At 59.3% G+C, this 19,620-nt stretch carries 13 protein-coding genes and 1 pseudogene; 2 read left to right on the forward strand and 12 right to left on the reverse strand.

The window, feature by feature from the left end:
• Positions 1-14 precede the first annotated feature (14 nt).
• Together F3H58_RS05235 and F3H58_RS27715 are read right to left on the reverse strand one after the other, a co-directional pair.
• Entirely contained in the window at positions 15-275 is a 261-nt protein-coding gene (locus F3H58_RS05235) for a BrnA antitoxin family protein (protein WP_149741458.1), read from the reverse strand.
• A pseudogene (locus F3H58_RS27715) lies at positions 241-504 on the reverse strand (BrnT family toxin); the annotation flags it as partial. The gene F3H58_RS05235 and the pseudogene F3H58_RS27715, both read right to left, overlap by 35 nt.
• 202 nt (positions 505-706) lie before the next feature.
• On the opposite strand from F3H58_RS27715, the gene F3H58_RS05245 reads away from it, so the two are divergent.
• Together F3H58_RS05245 and F3H58_RS05250 are read left to right on the forward strand one after the other, a co-directional pair.
• Positions 707-1,990, forward strand: coding sequence for a DNA polymerase IV (locus F3H58_RS05245; protein ID WP_149741459.1), 1,284 nt, complete (start codon positions 707-709; stop codon positions 1,988-1,990).
• 169 nt (positions 1,991-2,159) lie between these two features.
• Positions 2,160-3,398 carry a L,D-transpeptidase family protein gene (locus tag F3H58_RS05250; RefSeq protein ID WP_149741460.1) on the forward strand — a complete coding sequence of 413 codons (1,239 nt, stop codon included), beginning with the start codon at positions 2,160-2,162 and terminating at the stop codon, positions 3,396-3,398.
• Between the two features lie 22 nt (positions 3,399-3,420).
• Here F3H58_RS05250 and dnaE read toward each other — a convergent pair whose 3' ends face one another.
• The 10 genes from dnaE to nuoL form a co-directional block, all read right to left on the reverse strand.
• Positions 3,421-6,921: a DNA polymerase III subunit alpha gene (gene dnaE / locus F3H58_RS05255; RefSeq protein ID WP_149741461.1), complete on the reverse strand. Its 3,501-nt coding sequence runs from the start codon at positions 6,919-6,921 to the stop codon at positions 3,421-3,423.
• 541 nt (positions 6,922-7,462) lie between these two features.
• Positions 7,463-8,146, reverse strand: a complete 684-nt coding sequence (locus F3H58_RS05265; RefSeq protein ID WP_003521506.1) for an ABC transporter ATP-binding protein — start codon at positions 8,144-8,146, stop codon at positions 7,463-7,465.
• A gap of 15 nt (positions 8,147-8,161) precedes the next feature.
• A complete protein-coding gene (locus F3H58_RS05270; RefSeq protein ID WP_149741462.1) occupies positions 8,162-9,469 on the reverse strand; it encodes a lipoprotein-releasing ABC transporter permease subunit in 1,308 nt (435 codons plus the stop codon).
• A gap of 124 nt (positions 9,470-9,593) precedes the next feature.
• Positions 9,594-10,916: a proline--tRNA ligase gene (proS, locus tag F3H58_RS05275; protein WP_149741463.1), complete on the reverse strand. Its 1,323-nt coding sequence runs from the start codon at positions 10,914-10,916 to the stop codon at positions 9,594-9,596.
• Positions 10,917-11,570: 654 nt separating this feature from the next.
• Positions 11,571-11,876, reverse strand: coding sequence for a DUF1467 family protein (locus tag F3H58_RS05280; protein WP_065653980.1), 306 nt, complete (start codon positions 11,874-11,876; stop codon positions 11,571-11,573).
• Between the two features lie 131 nt (positions 11,877-12,007).
• Positions 12,008-13,675, reverse strand: coding sequence for a ribonuclease J (locus tag F3H58_RS05285; RefSeq protein ID WP_149741464.1), 1,668 nt, complete (start codon positions 13,673-13,675; stop codon positions 12,008-12,010).
• A 204-nt stretch (positions 13,676-13,879) separates the two neighbouring features.
• A complete protein-coding gene (locus tag F3H58_RS05290) occupies positions 13,880-14,620 on the reverse strand; it encodes a biotin--[acetyl-CoA-carboxylase] ligase (RefSeq protein ID WP_188128783.1) in 741 nt (246 codons plus the stop codon).
• Positions 14,621-14,646: 26 nt separating this feature from the next.
• Positions 14,647-16,089, reverse strand: a complete 1,443-nt coding sequence (gene nuoN, locus F3H58_RS05295) for an NADH-quinone oxidoreductase subunit NuoN (RefSeq protein ID WP_149741466.1) — start codon at positions 16,087-16,089, stop codon at positions 14,647-14,649.
• Positions 16,090-16,107: 18 nt separating this feature from the next.
• Positions 16,108-17,619, reverse strand: a complete 1,512-nt coding sequence (locus tag F3H58_RS05300) for an NADH-quinone oxidoreductase subunit M (RefSeq protein ID WP_149741467.1) — start codon at positions 17,617-17,619, stop codon at positions 16,108-16,110.
• Entirely contained in the window at positions 17,619-19,616 is a 1,998-nt protein-coding gene (nuoL, locus tag F3H58_RS05305; RefSeq protein ID WP_065115441.1) for an NADH-quinone oxidoreductase subunit L, read from the reverse strand. Before nuoL ends, F3H58_RS05300 begins: the two co-directional genes overlap by 1 nt.
• Positions 19,617-19,620 lie beyond the last annotated feature (4 nt).

Below are 19,620 nucleotides of genomic sequence, written 5' to 3' on the forward strand. Positions count from 1 at the left end.
CCAGCCGGAGGCGGTCAGCGTTTCAGCAATGTTCGGGCATAGGATTCCAGCACCGCATTCATGCGTGTTTGGTATCCCTTGCCGGTGGATTTATAAGCCTCGACGACGGATTTCTTGACCCTCAGCGTGATCTGCTGCGTCCCTTCCGGCTCCACGAGTTTTGCGTTCGCCCAGAAGCGCTCATCCAGTTCGGGAATATCGCTGTAGTCAATCTTATCGTCAGGCAAGGCTGCCAGCTCTTCAAGGCTCAGTTCTTTTTCGTATTTCTTCGTCATAACGTTTCCTTTCGCGGCGGTTTGCCGGCCGGGCGGAGATGATGCGGGTTTTACCGGCACGATCGGTATGGATGACAGCCAGAAATACTATTCCTTCGATCTGCCCTATGCTGTGATAGCGCGTCTCTCCATACGCCCCGCGCTCATCGACCCATGAAAGAACCGCACTCTCGAAGATTCGAATCGCCGTCTGAAATCCGACGCCATGCTTTCGGATGTTGGACCTGTTTTTCTCTTCATCTCATTCGAACATGCGTAAAAAATCATCTACAATTGTAACTACAAATATGGGTGAAGATCAAATATTTCTCTACGATATGCAAGTTTTCCATGTGCCGGGGTTTTCAAATCCGGGCTTTGTCGCGAACGCCCCTTGAGCCGTTGTCACGGCCGGAGTATGGTCGGCAACGTTCTGGTTTTGTTTTCACCCTATGTCCACGTCGCAACCCTATGATCCCGGTTTTTGCCGCGACTGTCTGGCCGGCCAGCCAGAAGGGCTGAGGCGTTGCCGCGCCTGTGGCAGCCCGCGCCTTGTTTATCATGCCGAACTCTACGATCTGAGCATTGCCCATATCGACTGCGACGCTTTTTATGCCTCTGTTGAAAAACGGGACAACCCTGAACTGGCCGACAAGCCTGTGATCGTTGGCGGCGGCAAACGTGGGGTGGTTTCCACCGCCTGTTATATCGCCCGCATTCACGGCGTGCGTTCCGCCATGCCCATGTTCAAGGCACTGGAAGCCTGTCCTGACGCCATCGTCATCAAGCCGGATATGGAAAAATACAGCCGTGTCGGGCGTGAAATCCGGGCGATGATGCAGGAATTGACGCCGCTCGTGCAGCCGCTTTCCATAGACGAGGCGTTTCTCGATCTTTCCGGCACCGAGAAGCTGCATCACGATCCACCGGCCCGTGTGCTGGCGAAATTCGCCCGGCGCGTGGAAAAAGAAGTGGGCGTGACCGTTTCCGCTGGGCTTTCCTACTGCAAATTTCTCGCCAAGGTCGCGTCCGACCTGCAAAAGCCGCGCGGCTTTTCCGTGATCGGCGAAACGGAGGCGCTGTCCTTTCTGGCGGCACGGCCGGTGACAACCATCTGGGGCGTGGGCAAGGCCTTTGCGGCGACGCTGGAGGCGGACGGTATCCGCATGATCGCGCAGTTGCAGGAGATGGAGGAAAGCGAGCTGATGCGCCGTTATGGCGTGATGGGGCAACGCCTCTTCCGGCTTTCGCGCGGCATCGACGAGCGGCACGTGCACAATAACGACCCCGTCAAAAGCGTCTCTTCCGAAACCACCTTCTTCAACGATATTTCCCGTCATGAGGATCTGGTGCCGATCCTGCGCTCGCTTTCCGAAAAGGTTGCCTGGCGGCTAAAGAAGAGCGGCATTGCCGGCCAGACGGTGGTGCTGAAGATGAAGACGGCAGACTTCAAGCTCCGCACTCGCAACCGCAAGCTGGACGACCCCACGCAGCTTGCCGACCGGATTTTCCGCACCGGCCTTTCGCTGCTGGAAAAGGAAACGGACGGCACCAGGTTCCGCCTCATCGGCATCGGGGTCAGCGATCTGCGCGATGCAGATCTCGCCGATCCGCCCGATCTCGTCGACAAACAGGCGGGACGCCGGGCTGCGGCGGAAGCGGCGATGGACAAGCTGCGCGACAAGTTCGGCAAGGGCAGCGTCGAGACCGGCTATACGTTCGGAACGCGCAAATAACAGTTGCGGGATTGTGTGACAGGCCGCGCAATCCTGCGCTCGCCGCCTCGCGCCAGATATATTTTAGATTTTACACAAATTAGTGATGTTGCGAATGAGCGGTCCTTAAACTTCATTAAACTTCGCGTGATTGAGTGAGGCAAGTTTTGTACATGTGGTGTATTGCGTCATGTCCCTCCGCCTCCGTCTTATGGCTGGCATGCTGTCGGCCAGCATTCTTGCCTTTCCGGCGCTTGCCGCTGACAGCAGATCCCTGCAGATACTTGTATCGAAAAGCGACCAGTCGCTTTCGCTTTATGAGAACGGCGAAATCGTCGCCACCTCGAAAGTCTCCACCGGCAAGGCCGGACATGAGACACCGAGCGGCATCTTCTCGATTCTGGAAAAGCGCAAATACCACGAGTCGAATATCTACTCGGCTGCGCCCATGCCCTTCATGCAGCGGCTGACATGGTCCGGCATCGCGCTGCATGAAGGCAAGGTGCCGAACTATCCGGCCTCGCACGGTTGCGTGCGCCTGCCGTCCAAATTCGCAAAGTCTCTCTTCGGAGACACCAAGACCGGCGTGCATGTCATCATCACCGACCGGCCGGTCTCGTTGCGCTTTGTGCAGCATCCGGCGCTGTTTCAGCCGCGCGACGATGCCGATGACGGCAAGCTGCTTCTTTCGGATGTGGAATTGCGCCCGGCGACTTTCGATGCGGCTTTGGGGACGGTCGAGGTTGCCGTCAATGAAAAGACCCAGGCCCTCAAGCCGGCGGCGAAGGCCAGGGAGCCCTCGCCCCTGCGCATTCTCATCACCCGGCGCGGCGAGCGGGAAAAGGTGATGGATATTCAGACCGTTTTGACCCGCCTCGGATTCGATGCCGGTTCAGCCGATGGTTATGCCGGGGAGATGACGATCAGCGCCATCAATGGTTTCAAGCGCTGGAAGGGGCTGAAAACCACCGGCCCGCTTCTGACCGACGCCTTCGTGACGGCGCTTTATGCCTCGGCCGGTGAAGACCATCCCCCGACCGGCCAGATCATGGTGCGGCAGGATTTCAAGCCGCTGTTCGAAGCAGCCATCGACATCAAGGACCCGGAAGTCGCGCTCGGAACCCATTTCTTCGAAGCCGTGTCCGTGGATCGCGCCGCCGGAACTGCCGAATGGAACGGAGTGACGCTGGAAAACCATCTGCCGGCGGCGGCCCGCAAGCGGCTCGGCATCTCCGTTACCGAAGCGCCGGGCGGTTTCGATCAATTGAGCGCCGTGCTCGGCCGCCTCGAAATTCCCATGGAAATACGCAGCCGGATCGAGCAGGAGCTTTCAAGCGGCAGCTCAATCACCGTTTCCGATATCAGTCATCAGCTGGAGACAGGCACTGGAACGGACTTCATCACCGTGACCAAAGAAGGGCCGGTATGAGCGACGTGTGAGGCTTGAGGCCTCACACCAGTTCCACATCGACGACACCGGGCGCGGAGCGCAGCGCAGCGGCGATTTCCGGCGAGATGCGGTATTTCTCCGTCAGCTCCACCTCGATCTCACGGCTGCCCTCATCCTTGATGACGATGAAATAGACTGAGCCGTCACCTTTCGTATTGAGGTGGCGGGCCACCGTTTTCAGCGGGCCGGAATCGCGCACATAAACACGCAACGCCTTCTGCATCTGCACGGATTTTTCTTCCAGTGACTGCGCCGTCTGGATACGCAGGCCGATACCTTCCGGGCGCTCTTCCGCCTGCACGGTGATGACCAGCGATTTGCCGACCTCGAGCAAATCGCGGAACTGGCCGAGCCCTTCGGAAAACAGCACCGCCTCATATTGGCCCGATGCGTCCGAGAAGGTGACGATGCCCATCTTGTTGCCAGTGCGGGTCTTGCGCTCCTGCTTGCCTGTCACCGTGCCGGCCAGACGCCCGGCAGTTGCGCCCTGTTTCACCGCGGCGGAAAAATCGGCGAAATTCTGCACCCGCAGCTTTTCCAGCACGGGGCGATAGGTATCGAGCGGATGGGCGGTGAGGTAAAAACCGAGCACCTGATATTCACGCAGCAGCTTTTCGGAGGCAAGCCACGGCTGGAAAGCCGGCAGGATAAGCTTTTCCGGGCCGCTTCCACCACCGGAGCCGAACATGTCCGACTGGCCGATGGTGCGGTTGTTCTGCGCCATCTGCGCATAACCGATGATACGATCCAGCCCGCCGATCAGCTCGGCGCGGTCGCGGCCGAAACAATCGAAAGCGCCGGCATTGATCAGGCTTTCCAGCACACGCCGGTTGATCTGCTTGGGATCGATGCGCAGGCAGAAATCCTCAAGGCTCGTGAACGGCTTGCCGTCGCGTACCTGGACGATGTGTTCCACCGCCCCCTCGCCCACACCCTTGATGGCGGCGAGCGAATAATAGATGCGGTTCTCGCCCGTCTCGAATTGCCGGAACGACGTCTGTACCGAAGGTGCGACGACCTCGATGCCAAGGCGGCCGGCATCCTGGCGGAAATCGTTGAGCTTTTCCGTGTTCGCCATATCGAGCGTCATCGAGGCCGCCAGGAACTCCACCGGATAATGCGCCTTCATATAGGCGGTCTGGTAGGACACGATGGCGTAGGCCGCAGCGTGGCTCTTGTTGAAGCCGTAATTGGCGAATTTCGCGAGAAGGTCGAAGATGGTGTTGGCCTGCGGCTTCGAGACGCCGTTCTTGATGGCGCCATCCACGAAACGTTCGCGCTGCTTGTCCATCTCCTCCTTGATCTTCTTGCCCATGGCGCGGCGCAGAAGATCGGCTTCGCCGAGCGAATAACCGGAGAGAACCTGGGCGATCTGCATCACCTGTTCCTGATAGACAATAACGCCCTGCGTTTCCTTGAGCAGATGGTCGATGGTGGGGTGGATGGACTCCAGCTCCTCCTCGCCATGTTTGCGGGCATTATAGACCGGGATGTTTTCCATCGGTCCGGGGCGATAAAGCGCCACCAGCGCGATGATGTCCTCGATGCAGTCCGGCCGCATGCCGATCAGCGCCTTGCGCATGCCGGCACTTTCCACCTGGAACACGCCGATGGTTTCGCCGCGCGAGAGCATCTCGTAGGTTTTCACGTCATCGAGCGGAATCGCCGCGAGATCGACCTTGATACCGCGCTTGGCAACGAAATCGACGGCGACCTTCAGCACTGTCAGCGTCTTCAGGCCGAGGAAGTCGAATTTGACGAGACCGGCGCTTTCCACCCATTTCATGTTGAACTGGGTGACCGGCATATCCGAGCGCGGATCGCGATACATCGGCACCAGCTTCGACAGCGGGCGGTCACCGATGACGATACCGGCGGCGTGGGTGGAGGCGTGGCGGTAAAGTCCCTCGATCTTCTGGGCGATATCCAGTAGGCGAGCGACCACCGGCTCCTTGTCCGCCTCTTCCTGCAGGCGCGGTTCTTCCTCGATCGCTTTTGACAGCGGTGTCGGGTTGGCCGGGTTGTTGGGCACCAGCTTGCAGATCTTGTCCACCTGCCCATAGGGCATTTCCAGCACGCGGCCGACGTCGCGCAAGGCCGCGCGCGCCTGCAGCGAACCGAAGGTGATGATCTGCGCCACCTGCTCGCGGCCATATTTGGCCTGCACGTAACGGATCACCTCTTCGCGACGGTCCTGACAGAAGTCGATATCGAAGTCGGGCATCGAAACGCGTTCGGGATTGAGGAAGCGTTCGAACAGCAGCGAGAAGCGCAGAGGATCGACATCGGTAATCGTGAGCGCATAAGCGACAAGCGAGCCCGCACCCGAACCGCGGCCCGGCCCGACCGGAATATCGTGCTGCTTGGCCCATTTGATGAAGTCGGCAACGATCAGGAAGTAACCGGGGAACTTCATGCGCGAGATGACGCCGAGTTCGAAATCCAGCCGGTCGCGATACTCCTGCTCCGTATAACCGGGCGCCATACCGAGCGCGGCGAGCCGCTGGTCCAGCCCCTCCACCGCCTGGCGGCGCAGTTCCTCCGTTTCGGCGCGCTCGGCTGCTTCCGGATCGTCGCTGGCGCCGGTGAAACGCGGCAGGATCGGCCCGCGCTTCTTCAGCACATAGGAGCAGCGCAGCGCGATCTCGACGGTGTTTTCCAGCGCCTCGGGAAGATCGGCAAACAGCGCCGTCATTTCCTGTCGACTTTTGAGGTAATGATCGGGCGTGAGCCGGAACCGGCTGTCATCGGAGACGATGGCGTTATGCGCCACCGCCATCAGCGCATCATGCGCCTCGTAATCGGCCTTGGAAGGGAAAAACGCCTCGTTGGTGGCAACCAGCGGAATATCATGGTCATAAGCAAGGCCGATCATGCGCCGCTCATGGGAACGGTCATAACCGGACTGGCGCTGCAATTCGATATAAAGCCTATCACCGAAGAGTGACTTCAGCGTCAGCAGCCGTTCCTTCGCCTGGGCGGTGTGGCCCTCCTTCAAGGCCATATCCACCGGACCGCCGGAAGCGCCTGTCAGCGCGATCAGGCCGGCATTAGAGGCTTCCTCCAGCCATGAACGGGTAATATGCACCGAATGGCCGCTGCCCTCGCCTTCCAGATAGGCGCGGCTGACGATATCCACCAGCCGCTCGTAGCCTTCGGCATTGGCGGCCAGCAGAACGATGGCGGGAAGTTTCTGAAGGTGGCTGTTATGGTTGCGGCGGTCCTCCGCCGCATCCTGCATGTCGATCGACAGCTGGCAGCCGATGATGGGCTGCAAACCTTCATCACGCGCCTTTTCGGAAAATTCCAGCGCGACAAAGAGGTTGTTTGTATCGGTAATGGCAATGGCCGGCTGGCCATCGGCGACGGCCTTGGACATGATTTTCTTGAGGGGCAAGGCCCCCTCAAGCAGGGAATAGGCGGAATGAACCCGCAAATGGACGAAACCGGGAGTTTTCAGCGTCTCGCCAGAGGTCTCTCCACGCACAATCGCATCGCCCATATCATCATCCTGTCATTCTGAATCGAGGGGGCGATTTTCCGATTTCCGGCGCTCAAAGTCCACCGCTTTGCGGCGTCCATACAGGTTTCTGCGCCGGCGTGCCCTTCACAGGGCGGTGAGGATCACCGAAAAGCTGGCTACGAAGACAGCGATGGAGGCGAAAGCGGCAACGTCACGGATGAAATCAGTCATTGGTCTCTCCTTACTCGTTATGTTCCAACTTTGTTCTCATTTTGTTCGATTGTCAACAGGGTTTTGCTGATATTCCCCTTGCTAATGCCGCAGAATCGCCTTCGGTTCCCGCATGGCAAACAGCAAGCCACTGACTCCAAAACGAAAAAACCCGGAGGTAAAAACACCCCCCGGGTTCGGAAAAAACTTAAATTTGGAGAACAGGCGTTTTCTGGAGAGCATCGGGCGGACCGACTCGCCAGCCTGGCGCAACCCGTCCCGGGGCCGTCATTCACCCCAATTGGCGGGAACGATCATTTCCAGCGCTATGGAAAAATTGGCGCACGAGGATCGTGTCTCGCGCATCAGTTCAGAAATCGACGATCTTGCCGTCGGCCAGCGTCACGCGCCGGTCCATGCGGGCGGCGAGTTCATGATTGTGGGTGGCGATCAGAGCCGCGAGACCGGATTGGCGTACCAGCGCCTCCAGCGCGTCAAAAACATAATGCGCTGTTTCCGGATCGAGATTGCCGGTCGGCTCATCGGCGAGCAGCAGCAGCGGCGCGTTGGCGACCGCGCGGGCGATGGCGACACGCTGCTGTTCACCGCCGGAGAGTTCCGCCGGGCGGTGCTCACCGCGATGCCCTACCCGCATATAGTCGAGCAGCGCACTGGCGCGCTTGTGGGCTTCGGCCTGTGTCAGACCGGCGATGAGCTGCGGCATCATCACATTTTCCACCGCCGAGAATTCCGGCAGGAGATGATGGAACTGGTAGACAAAACCAATATCGCTGCGGCGGATCGCGGTTCGCGTTTCATCCGGCAGGTCATTGCAGGGCGCGCCGTTGATATAGACCTCGCCGGCATCTGGATGTTCGAGAAGTCCCGCCAGATGTAGCAGCGTGGATTTACCTGTTCCCGAAGGGGCGACCAGCGCCACCATCTCGCCGCTCTTCAATTCGAAATCAGCCTTGCGCAGAATGGAAAGCGACGTCTCGCCCTGACCATAGGTTCTCTCGACGCCAGTAAGCCGCAGCACTGTTTTTTTTGCCATATTGCGAAGCGGTCCTTATTCGTAACGCAGGGCCTGCACCGGATCGAGCTTGGAAGCCCGCCATGCTGGAAAGATCGTTGCCAGGAAAGAGAGCGTCAGTGCCATGATGACAACGGAAATGGTCTCGCTGATATCCATTTCGGCCGGAAGCTGGCTCAGGAAATAAAGCTGCGGGTCAAACAGCACCGTGCCGGATATCCAGGAGAAGAACTGCCGGATGGATTCCACGTTGAGGCAGACGATGACGCCGAGCGCCACGCCGGCAAAGGTGCCGACCATGCCAATGGCTGCCCCGGTCATGAAGAAGATGCGCATCACGGAGCCGGAGCTTGCGCCCATGGTGCGCAGAATGGCGATGTCGCTGCCCTTGTCCTTCACCAGCATGATGAGGCCGGAAATGATGTTCAGCGCCGCCACCAGAACGATGAGGGTGAGGATCATGAACATCACGTTTCTTTCCACCTGCAGGGCGGAGAAGAAGGTCTGGTTCCGCTGTCTCCAGTCGGTGATATAAATCTGCCGTTCGGCGGCCTGTTCCACCAGCGGGCGGATGCCGTCAACGTCGTCGGGGCGGCTGACATAAAGCTCGATGGACTGCACGAGGCCTTCGGCGTTGAAATAAAGCTGGGCTTCGGACAGTGGCATATAGATCATCGAGGCGTCATATTCCGACATGCCGATCTCGAAGACGCCGGATATCTTGTAGGATTTGACGCGCGGATTGACGCCCATCGGCGTCACGTCGCCTTCCGGGGAAATGAGGGTAATGTCGTCACCGGCCGTTACGCCGAGCTGGGAAGCAAGCCTTGAGCCGACGAGAACACCATCTCCGGCCATGAAGCCGACCAGATCGCCGGTCTTGATGTTGGTAGCGACTTCCTTGACCTTGTCGATATCTTCCTGGCGCACGCCGCGCACCAGAGCGCCGGAGCCCGCGCCGCCGCGGCCGGAGGCGAGCGTCTGGCCTTCCACCAGCGGCAGGGCCATGGTGACGCCGGGAACGGCGGCGAACTTCTTCGCCAGCTCATCATAATTATTGAAGGGCTGGTCGATAGGCTGCACGATCATATGGCCGTTGATGCCGAGAATGCGCGAAATGAGCTCTGTGCGGAACCCGTTCATTACCGCCATAACGATGATGAGCGTCGCCACGCCCAGCATGATGCCGACAAAGGAAAACCCGGCAATGACGGAAATGAACGCTTCCTTGCGCCGCGACCGCAGATAACGCCAGGCCACCATGCGTTCAAAAGCGGAAAACGGCCGTGCAGTCTTTGCCCCGGCGGAAACAGCCGCACCCTTGTCAGCCTCGGCTTGTGCCATGTCGTCTCCCTGATCTCAAACTGCAAGGCCGGTCTTTTCCGAAAACCGGCCCGTATTTCTGCGGCATCTGCGTTACGAAACCGGAGCGGACTTCGGGTGAAGCCGCTCCGTCTTCAGCTCGCTCTTATCCGAGCACCCTGTTCATCGCCGCCTCGATCGTCACGGTCTCCCGCTCGCCGGTCTTGCGATCCTTCACTTCGACTTCGCCATTCGCGACCGAACGCGGGCCGACGACGATCTGCAGCGGCACGCCGATCAGGTCGGCGGTGGCGAACTTCTGGCCTGCACGGTCGTCCGTGTCGTCGTAAAGAACATCCTTGCCGGCGTTGGAGAGCGAGTAATACAGCTTTTCGCAAGCCGCATCACAGGCAGCATCGCCAGCCTTCATGTTGATGATTACGACATCGAAGGGAGCGACCGAGGCCGGCCAGATGATTCCGTTCTCATCATGCGATGCTTCAATGATGGCGGGAACAAGGCGTGTCGGCCCGATACCATAGGAACCCATGTGGACAGGGTGTTCCTTGCCATCCTTACCCTGCACTTTCGCGCCCATCGGCTCGGAATATTTGGTGCCAAAGTAGAAGATGTGGCCGACTTCAATGCCGCGCGCGGAAAGGCGCTCGCCATCGGGAATGGCATTGTAAGCGGCTTCGTCATGCATTTCGGACGTGGCGGCATAATCGGCCGTCCACTCATCGAATACGCCTTGCAGCGCCGCAACGTTGTCGAAGTCGGTGTTTTCGGCGGGAATGGCGCGGTCGAGGAAGCTCTTGTGGCAGAAGACTTCGGATTCGCCGGTATCGGCCAGAATGATGAATTCATGGCTGTGATTGCCACCGATCGGGCCGGTATCGGCGCGCATCGGAATGGCGCGCAGGCCAAGGCGCTCGAAGGTGCGCAGGTAAGCCACGAACATCTTGTTATAGGAATGGATCGCGTCTTCCTTGGTCAGGTCGAAGGAATAGGCGTCCTTCATCAGGAACTCACGCGAACGCATGGTGCCGAAACGCGGACGTACCTCGTCGCGGAACTTGAGCTGAATATGGTAGAGGTTCAGCGGCAGGTTCTTGTAGGACTTCACATAGGAACGGAAGATGTCAGTGATCATCTCCTCATTGGTGGGGCCGTAGAGCATCTGGCGGTCCTGACGGTCCTTGATGCGCAGCATTTCCTTGCCGTAGTCATCGTAACGGCCGCTTTCCTGCCAGAGCTCGGCCGATTGCAGCGTCGGCATCAGAAGCTCGATGGCGCCGGAGCGGTCCTGCTCCTGGCGGATGATCCTGTTGACCTTGTCCAGCACGCGCTTGCCGAGCGGCAGCCAGGAATAGATGCCAGCCGATTGCTGCCGGATCATGCCGGCGCGCAGCATGAGGCGGTGGGAGACGATCTCCGCTTCCTTGGGGTTTTCCTTCAGGATGGGCATGAAATAACGGCTGAGACGCATGACGGCTTCCATTGATGCGGACGACAGCGCGCAAAGGCGCGGGAATCGCCCCGAATAGAGGGATATTGGCGCCGGATATAGCCGTTTCCGGCCGAGATGAAAACCCGCCATGAAAAGAGCGTTAAAGGCGATTTTACGGTATTTTCGCGATAGCTAATTCGCGTCAAAACGCTTTGATCGGAATATTATTCTTGATCCGGTGCGACAAATTGCACCACGGAGAATTTTTTGCCGACTGTAACAAATATGCAAAAAATGAGATGACAAGCATGGGGCTTTGGGCTAGCTTTAGCTTACAAAAGAGGCAGGAAGTTTAAATTCTTGTCATTTTCGCGGTCAGTCTTGGGAGGATCAGATCTTAGGCGCGCTCGTCGCAGCCCCGGCAACGGTTACAGATCACGCGAAACCTGGAAAACAAGGCTGAAAGGCCTTGTTTTTTTTTGCTTCTACGCAAAGAATCCCGCCCCGCCGTTATATTCCGGTAAAATTATGGCGGTGAATCAGGCACCCAGTACGTTCCTGCTGTGTGCACGAGAGATATGACATCCATATGACAGAATCCCGGTCATATCCGCCGGAAACTGCCGCGACCATGGGCTCGCCGCCAGTCTGAGTGGGCAGATGCGCGCAAACGGCGATCGCCCGCGCAGCTTTTCAATCGAAAACGGGAATAATTCTCGGCAGGTCATCGAGGCTGACGCCGAACCACCAAGTTCCGCCGTACCACAGCCCACAGATCAGGGCCGAGATTACGGTCGTCCACAAAACGATCCGCCCGCCCCTGAACCTTGATGGCGCACTGGCGACCGTGCCCAGCGCCACATCGCCCTCCTCATCCTGAGTGCGCAGGCCAATCGGCAGCACGATGAAAAGCACCGTCCACCAGACGATGAAATAAACGGCGAAGGCCGAAAGAAGCGGCATGTGATCCTCCTGCACAATGGGCTTCTTGTAACGCATTCATCCGCAGATCGGAATCACTTCTCCGCAAGAACCCTAAAAGAAAACAGAAGGGCCGCGCTTAGCGGCACGGCCCTGGAATCAACGGGAAAAAGGCAGACGCCCCGGCCGATTGCCGGGAAGCTCCCGGCTCAGACCTTGGTTACAAAAACCGTCACGATCGGCTTCTTGCCCCAGCTCTGGTTGGCGGCGGCGCGCACGGCGCGGCGCACCGCTTCGCGCAGCAGATCCAGATCCTTGCGGCGGGCGCGTGGAATGCTTTCGACGGCGCCTAGCACGGCGTCATAAAGCGTGTCTTCCATCGCCTCGTCCTCGTCATCGAATTCCGGCAGGCCGAAGGGCACCACATCGGGATCGCCGAGGAAATCGTAACGGCTATCCAGCACGACATTGACGGCCACATGGCCGGCGAAGGACAGTTTGCGGCGATTGCTGATGCCCATCTCGTCCATATCGCCGACGAGATTGCCATCCTTGAAGACGCGGCCATGCGGCACGTCGTCGATGACTTCCGCAGGACCCGGCGCAAGGCGCAGAACATTGCCGTTGCGAACCTTCGGCACCTGCGAGATGCCGGCCTGTTCGGCCAGTTCCTTCTGCGCCACCAGATGCGCCGCCTCGCCATGGACGGGCACGACGATCTGCGGCTTCGTCCATTCGTACATCCTCAGAAGCTCATTGCGGCGCGGATGGCCCGAGACATGCACCAGCGCCTCATTGTCAGTGACGATATGGACGCCCTGCTCGATCAGGCCGTTCTTGATGTCGATGATCGCCTTCTCATTGCCGGGGATGGCGCGCGAGGAAAACACCACCGTATCGCCGGAAGCCAGCGCCACATTGCGCATCTCGTCACGCGAAAGCTTGGCGAGTGCGGCACGCGGCTCGCCCTGCGAACCGGTCAGGATCAGCACCACCCGGTCGCGCGGAATATAACCATATTCATCTTCGGCGAGGAATGGCTTGATGCCTTCCATGATGCCGAGATCCTGCGAGACGTTGACGACGCGCTTCAGCGACGAGCCAAGCAGCAGCACCTCGCGGCCGGCTGCTTCCGCGGCCTGCGCAATCGAGCGGATGCGACCGACATTGGAGGAGAAGGTGGTGACGGCCACACGACCCTCGGCGTTTTCGATGATCTGCCGCAGGCCTTCGGAAACCTCGTGTTCGGAGGGCGATACGCCATCGCGCACCGAATTGGTGCTGTCGCACATCAGCGCCAGTACGCCCTCTTCGCCGATGGCGCGGAAGCGGGCCTCATCCGTCAACGGACCGAGCGACGGGGCTTCGTCGATTTTCCAGTCACCGGTGTGGATGACATTGCCAAGTGGCGTGCGGATGACCAGCGACATCGGCTCCGGAATGGAGTGGTTGACACCGACCGCCTCGATCTCGAACGGGCCGACATTGATGCGGTCGCCCGCCTTGAAGATCGTCACCGGAATTTCGGCGCGCGTGCCCTCATAGGCGCGCTTGGCTTCCAGCATGCCGGCCGTGAAAGGCGAGGCATAGACCGGCACGTTGAGGCCGGGCCAGAGATCGTTCAGCGCGCCGTAATGATCCTCATGGGCGTGGGTGATGATGATACCTTTGAGGTTCTTTTTCTGCTCGGCGATGTAACTGATATCCGGCAGCACCAGATCGACGCCCGGCAGGTCCAGGCCGGCGAAGGTCACGCCACAATCCACCATGATCCATTGGCGCTTGCTTTCCGGCCCGTAGCCGTAAAGCGCGAGATTCATGCCGATTTCACCCACGCCGCCAAGCGGCACAAAGACCAGTTCGTCCTGTTTAGCCATTGTTTTTCTTATCCATTCACGAAAGCGCGCAGGCGCCGGCAATTTGCCGCGCCCGCCACCTCTATCCAGCATCGGACCTGTTGAACCATCTGATCGACCGGGCCGATGCGGAACCGGTTTGTCACCCTGCATTTCATGAGCCGCAGGAAAGCTCCAACCTCCGGGATCCGGTTCGGCGCGGGCTCCTCGGCCGCACCGTTCACCTCATCCGAAAAACACGTCGCCGGCGGCGATGGAGCGTCTTGCGCCCTCGTCCTCGTCCAGCAGCAGATAACCATTATCATCAATTCCGACAAAACGCCCGCCAATCGAACGGTCCGGAAAATTGACGGTGATATGTTCGCCGATGCCGCAGGCGGCGGCACGCCAGCCAGCCATGATGCCGGCAACGCCCCTGCCCTCGTCCCAAGCCCCCAGCACCTCCGCCGTCTCACGGAAAAGATGGGCGAACAATTCGTCGGGCGAGCAGGACGCGCCATGTTCGGAGAGCATGGTGACGGGGTAAAGCGGATTGTCCGGCTTATGGGCGATATTGATGCCGATGCCGATGACAATGGCGCGTCGGCCATCCGGCAGCAGCTCCGCCTCCATCAGAATGCCGCAGGTCTTGCGGCGTCCGATGAGCACGTCGTTCGGCCATTTGATTTCGAGCGGCTCACCGCCCGTCGGCAGCACCGCGCGGATGGCGCGATAAACAGCCAGCGCGAAGGCAAGCGGCAGGGACCCTATGCGGTCCATCGGAGCGGGATCGATCAGAAGAAGCGAGGCGTAGAGATTGCCGGGTTCGGAGACCCATGGCCGGCCGCGACGGCCGCGTCCGCCGGTCTGGCGGATGGCGGTGATCCACAGATTGCCGCCATCGCCCGCCCTTGCCTGGGCGAAACATTCCAGATTGGTCGATGGCGTTTCCGCCATCGCCTCGTGCCGGAAGTCATCGATGGACATCCGGCCCGTATGCTTGTGCGTGCTGCTCAAAAGAAGGTCTTCGCCGCAACTGTCACCGCGTTGCCGAGTGCACCGCCGAAGACGATGAAGGCGACAACGAAGAGGCCGGAAAGCGCGTAAACGACTTTGAGTTCGCCGGCGGGACGCTCGAATTTGTCCTTGGCCTCATCGAACCACATGACCTTGACGACGCGGATATAATAGTAGGCGCCGACGACCGAGCCGATAACGCCGATGACGGCGAGCGCATAGAGCTTTGCCTCGATGGCGGCGAGGAAGACGTAATACTTGCCGAAGAAGCCGGCGAGCGGCGGGATGCCGGCAAGCGAGAACATCAGGATCGTCAGCACAACCGCCATGAAGGGGTTGGAGGAGGAAAGACCGGCCAGATCCTCGACAGTCTCGACATTGCCGATTTCCTTGCGGCGCATGGAGAGAATGCAGGCGAAGGTGCCGAGCGTCATGACCATATAAACGGTCATGTAGAGGATGACGCCAGCCACACCGGCTTCGGTGCCCGCAGCGAGACCGACCAGCGCATAACCCATGTGACCGATGGAGGAATAAGCCATCAGGCGCTTGATGTTCTTCTGGCCGATTGCGGCAAAGGAGCCGAGCAGCATGGAGGCGATGGAGATGAACACGACGATCTGCTGCCAGTCGGCAAAGACCGGCTGGAACGCCTCGATGACGATACGAACGAGGATCGCCATGGCGCCGATCTTCGGTGCGGCAGACAGAAAGGCAGTGACCGGGGTCGGCGCGCCTTCATAAACGTCCGGCGTCCACATGTGGAACGGCACGGCCGAAATCTTGAATGCCAGACCGGCAAGAACGAAGACCAGACCGAAGACCAGACCGAGCGAGCGGGTTTCCGACGCCAGAACCTGTGCGATTTCGGTAAAGCCGGTATTGCCGGTGAAGCCGTAGACCAGCGACATGCCGTAAAGCAGCATGCCGGAAGACAGCGCGCCGAGCACGAAATACTTCAGGCCCGCTTCCGTGGAGCGCAGGCTTTCACGGTTGATGGCGCAGACGACGTAGAGCGCCAGCGACTGCAGTTCCAGCGCCATGTAGAGCGAGATCAGGTTGTTGGCCGAGATCATCAGCAGGATGCCGAGCGTCGCAAGAACCAGCAGCACCGGATATTCGAAACGGCCGATGGGTTCGAAGCGGCCCTGACCGACGGCGAGGATCATGGCGGTGATGGAGCCGATCAGCGCCAGAACCTTCATGAAGTTACCGAAGGCATCGGCGATGTAGACACCGCCGAAAGCTACGCCCGATGCGGGGGCAAAGATGATCCAGAGACCGACGACGAGCAGGAGGGCAACGGCAAGGCCGGTGACCGTCGTTGTCGACTTGTCGCCCGAGAAGACGCCAATCATGAGCAGCGCCAGCGCGCCGACCGCAAGGATCAGCTCGGGCGTCGCAATGTGCAGACTGGCAAAAAGGATTTCAGCGGTCATGTCCAACGGGTCCTGTCGTCAATTCATAGAGAGCGCAACATTTTGCGCCGCCTGCAATGCAGCCGAATAGTTGTTTACCAGAAGATCGACCGATGCGGCTGTCGCATCGAACACCGGCGCCGGATAGACGCCGAAGAAGATCGTCAGCACGACCAGCGGATAAAGGATGACCTTTTCGCGGGTCGACAGATCGAGCATCGATTTCAGGCTTTCCTTCTCCAGCGCACCGAAGATCACGCGGCGGTAAAGCCACAGCGCATAAGCGGCCGAGAGGATGACGCCGGTTGCCGCAAACAGTGCGACCAGCGTGTTGGCGCGGAAGACACCGATCAGCGTCAGGAATTCACCAATGAAGCCGGACGTGCCGGGAAGACCGACATTGGCCATGGTGAAAATCATGAAGGCGACGGCATATTTCGGCATGTTGTTGACGAGGCCGCCATAGGCCGCGATTTCGCGGGTGTGGAGACGGTCGTAGACAACGCCGACGCAGAGGAAGAGCGCGCCCGACACGATGCCGTGCGACAGCATCTGGAAGATCGCGCCCTGCACGCCCTGAACGTTGGCGGCGAAGATACCCATGGTCACGTAACCCATGTGGGCAACGGAGGAATAGGCGATCAGCTTCTTGATGTCGTCCTGCATCATCGCCACCAGCGAGGTGTAGATGATGGCGAGAACCGACAGCGTGAAGACGAAGGGAGCGAAATAATCAGACGCTAAGGGGAACATCGACAGCGAGAAGCGGATGAAACCGTAACCGCCGAGCTTCAGCATGACGCCGGCAAGGATGACGGAGCCCGCGGTCGGGGCCTGAACGTGGGCGTCAGGCAGCCAGGTGTGCACCGGCCACATCGGCATCTTGACCGAGAAGGCGGCAAAACAGGCAAGCCACAGCCAGGTCTGCATGCCGGCCGGAAAGCCGTATTTCAAGAGTTCCGTCATGTCGGTCGTGCCGGCCTGCCAGTACATGGCCATGATGGCGAGCATGGTCAGAACCGAGCCGAGCAGCGTGTAGAGGAAGAACTTGTAGGACGCGTAAACGCGATCCTTGCCGCCCCACACACCGATGATGATGAACATCGGGATCAGCGTCGCTTCGAAGAAGACGTAGAACAGAACCGTATCCAGCGCGACGAAGACGCCGATCATGACGACTTCCAAGAGCAGGAAGGCGATCATGTATTCCTTGATGCGCTTCTCGACCGACTCCCAGCTTGCCAGCACGCAGAAGGGCATGAGGAAGGTGGTGAGGATGACGAAGAGCATGGAGATGCCGTCGACGCCCAGATGATAGGCGGCGATGTTGCCGAACCACTGATGCTTCTCGACCATCTGGAAGCCTGGGTTCGAATTGTCGAAACCGATCCAGATGAACAGCGACACGATGAAGGTGAAGACGGTCGTCAGCAGCGAGACATTGAGAATGTTGCGGCGACCATAGGGGCCGTTCTCATTCGTCAGAAGCAGGAGCACCACGCCGACGAGCGGCAGAAAGGTGACCGTTGAAAGAATGGGCCAATCGGTCATCAGAGGGCACTCCCGAGCATCATCCAGGTGACAAGCGCCGCGATGCCGATCAGCATCGCAAAGGCATAATGATAGAGGTAACCGGATTGCAGGCGGACCATGCGGTTGGTCACGTCAACCACACGCGCTGCAATGCCGTTCGGTCCATAGTGGTCGATGACGGCGACGTCACCCTTCTTCCACAGGAAGCGGCCGAGCGCCTTTGCGGAACGAACGAAGAGGAAGTCGTAGAGTTCGTCGAAATACCACTTGTTCAAGAGGAACTGGTAGAGGCCGCGATGGGTCTCGGCCAGACGCTTCGGCGTCTCCGGCGACTTGATGTACATGTACCAGGCGGTCACGAAACCAAGCGCCATAGCGAAGAACGGGCTCCACTTCACCCACAGCGGAACATGGTGGAACTCTTCGAGTATCTCGTTTTCCGGGAGCGTAAAGAGAGCGCCCTTCCAGAATTCGGCATATTCATGACCGAAGAAATAACCTTCGAATGCGACACCGGCGAAGATGGCGCCAACGGTGAGGATGAAGAGCGGGATCAGCATGACCATCGGCGATTCATGCACATGGTGCATGACGTCGGCAGATGCACGCGGCTTGCCAAAGAAGGTCATGAAAGCCAGACGCCAGGAATAAAAGCTGGTGAACAGCGCGGCGATAACCAGCAGCGTGAAGGCGAAACCGGACAGAACCGAATGCGAGGCATAAGCGGATTCGATGATGACGTCCTTGGAGAAGAAGCCAGCAAAACCGATCATCGTGCCCGGAATACCGACGCCGGTCAGCGCCAGCGTGCCGACAGTCATGGTCCAGAAGGTGATGGGGATGTGCTTGCGCAGACCGCCCATGTAACGCATGTCCTGCTCGCCATCGACGGCATGGATGACCGAGCCGGCGCACAAGAAAAGCAGGGCCTTGAAGAAGGCGTGCGTGAAGAGGTGGAACACGGCAGCGCCATAAGCGCCGACGCCGAGCGCCACGAACATGTAACCGAGCTGCGAGCAGGTCGAATAGGCGATAACGCGCTTGATGTCGTTCTGCACGAGGCCAACGGTTGCCGCAAAGAAGGCGGTGATCGCGCCGATCAGCGTGACAACGGTCAAGGCATCATGCGACAGTTCGAACAGCGGCGACATGCGGGCGACGAGGAAGACGCCGGCGGTGACCATGGTTGCGGCGTGAATGAGGGCAGACACCGGGGTCGGGCCTTCCATCGCGTCCGGCAGCCAGGTGTGCAGCAGGAACTGCGCCGACTTACCCATGGCGCCCATGAAGAGCAGCAGGCAGACGCCCGTCATTGCATTGGCCTTGTCCAGATGCATGCCGAACAGGTTGATGACGGTTTCCGAGGAGGCAGCGCCTTCAGCCGGCAGATAGGTCGCAGCGGCAGCGAAGATCGTTTCGAAATTGATCGAGCCGAACAGCACGAACACGCCGCCAATGCCAAGAATGAAGCCGAAGTCACCGACGCGGTTGACGATGAAGGCCTTCATGGCGGCAGCCGATGCGGACGGCTTCTTGAACCAGAAGCCGATCAGCAGATAGGACGCCAGACCCACGCCTTCCCAGCCGAAGAACATCTGCAGCAGGTTGTCGGAGGTCACCAGCATCAGCATGGCGAAGGTGAAGAGCGACAGATAGGCAAAGAAGCGCGGACGATGCGGATCGTGGTGCATGTATCCGATCGAATAGAGATGCACCAGCGTCGAGACCGTGTTGACGACGACGAACATGACGGCAGTCAGCGTATCGATGCGGAACGCCCATTCGACGTCGATGCCGCCGGACTGGATCCAGCGCAGCACGGTGACCTTGATCACCTCGCCCGGCTCGCCATGGGCGAGTGCTACGGTGAAGAAGACGATCCAGGACAGGATGGCGACCACGATCATCAGACCGGTGGTGACATATTCCGAAGCCTTGGCGCCGATGGAGCGGCCGAACAGGCCGGCGATCAGGAAGCCGATCAGTGGAAGAAAGACGATAGCCTTGTAGATCATAGCC

The organism is Rhizobium sp. NFACC06-2 (assembly GCF_900101425.1).
GTDB classification, from domain to species: Bacteria; Pseudomonadota; Alphaproteobacteria; order Rhizobiales; family Rhizobiaceae; genus Agrobacterium; species Agrobacterium leguminum.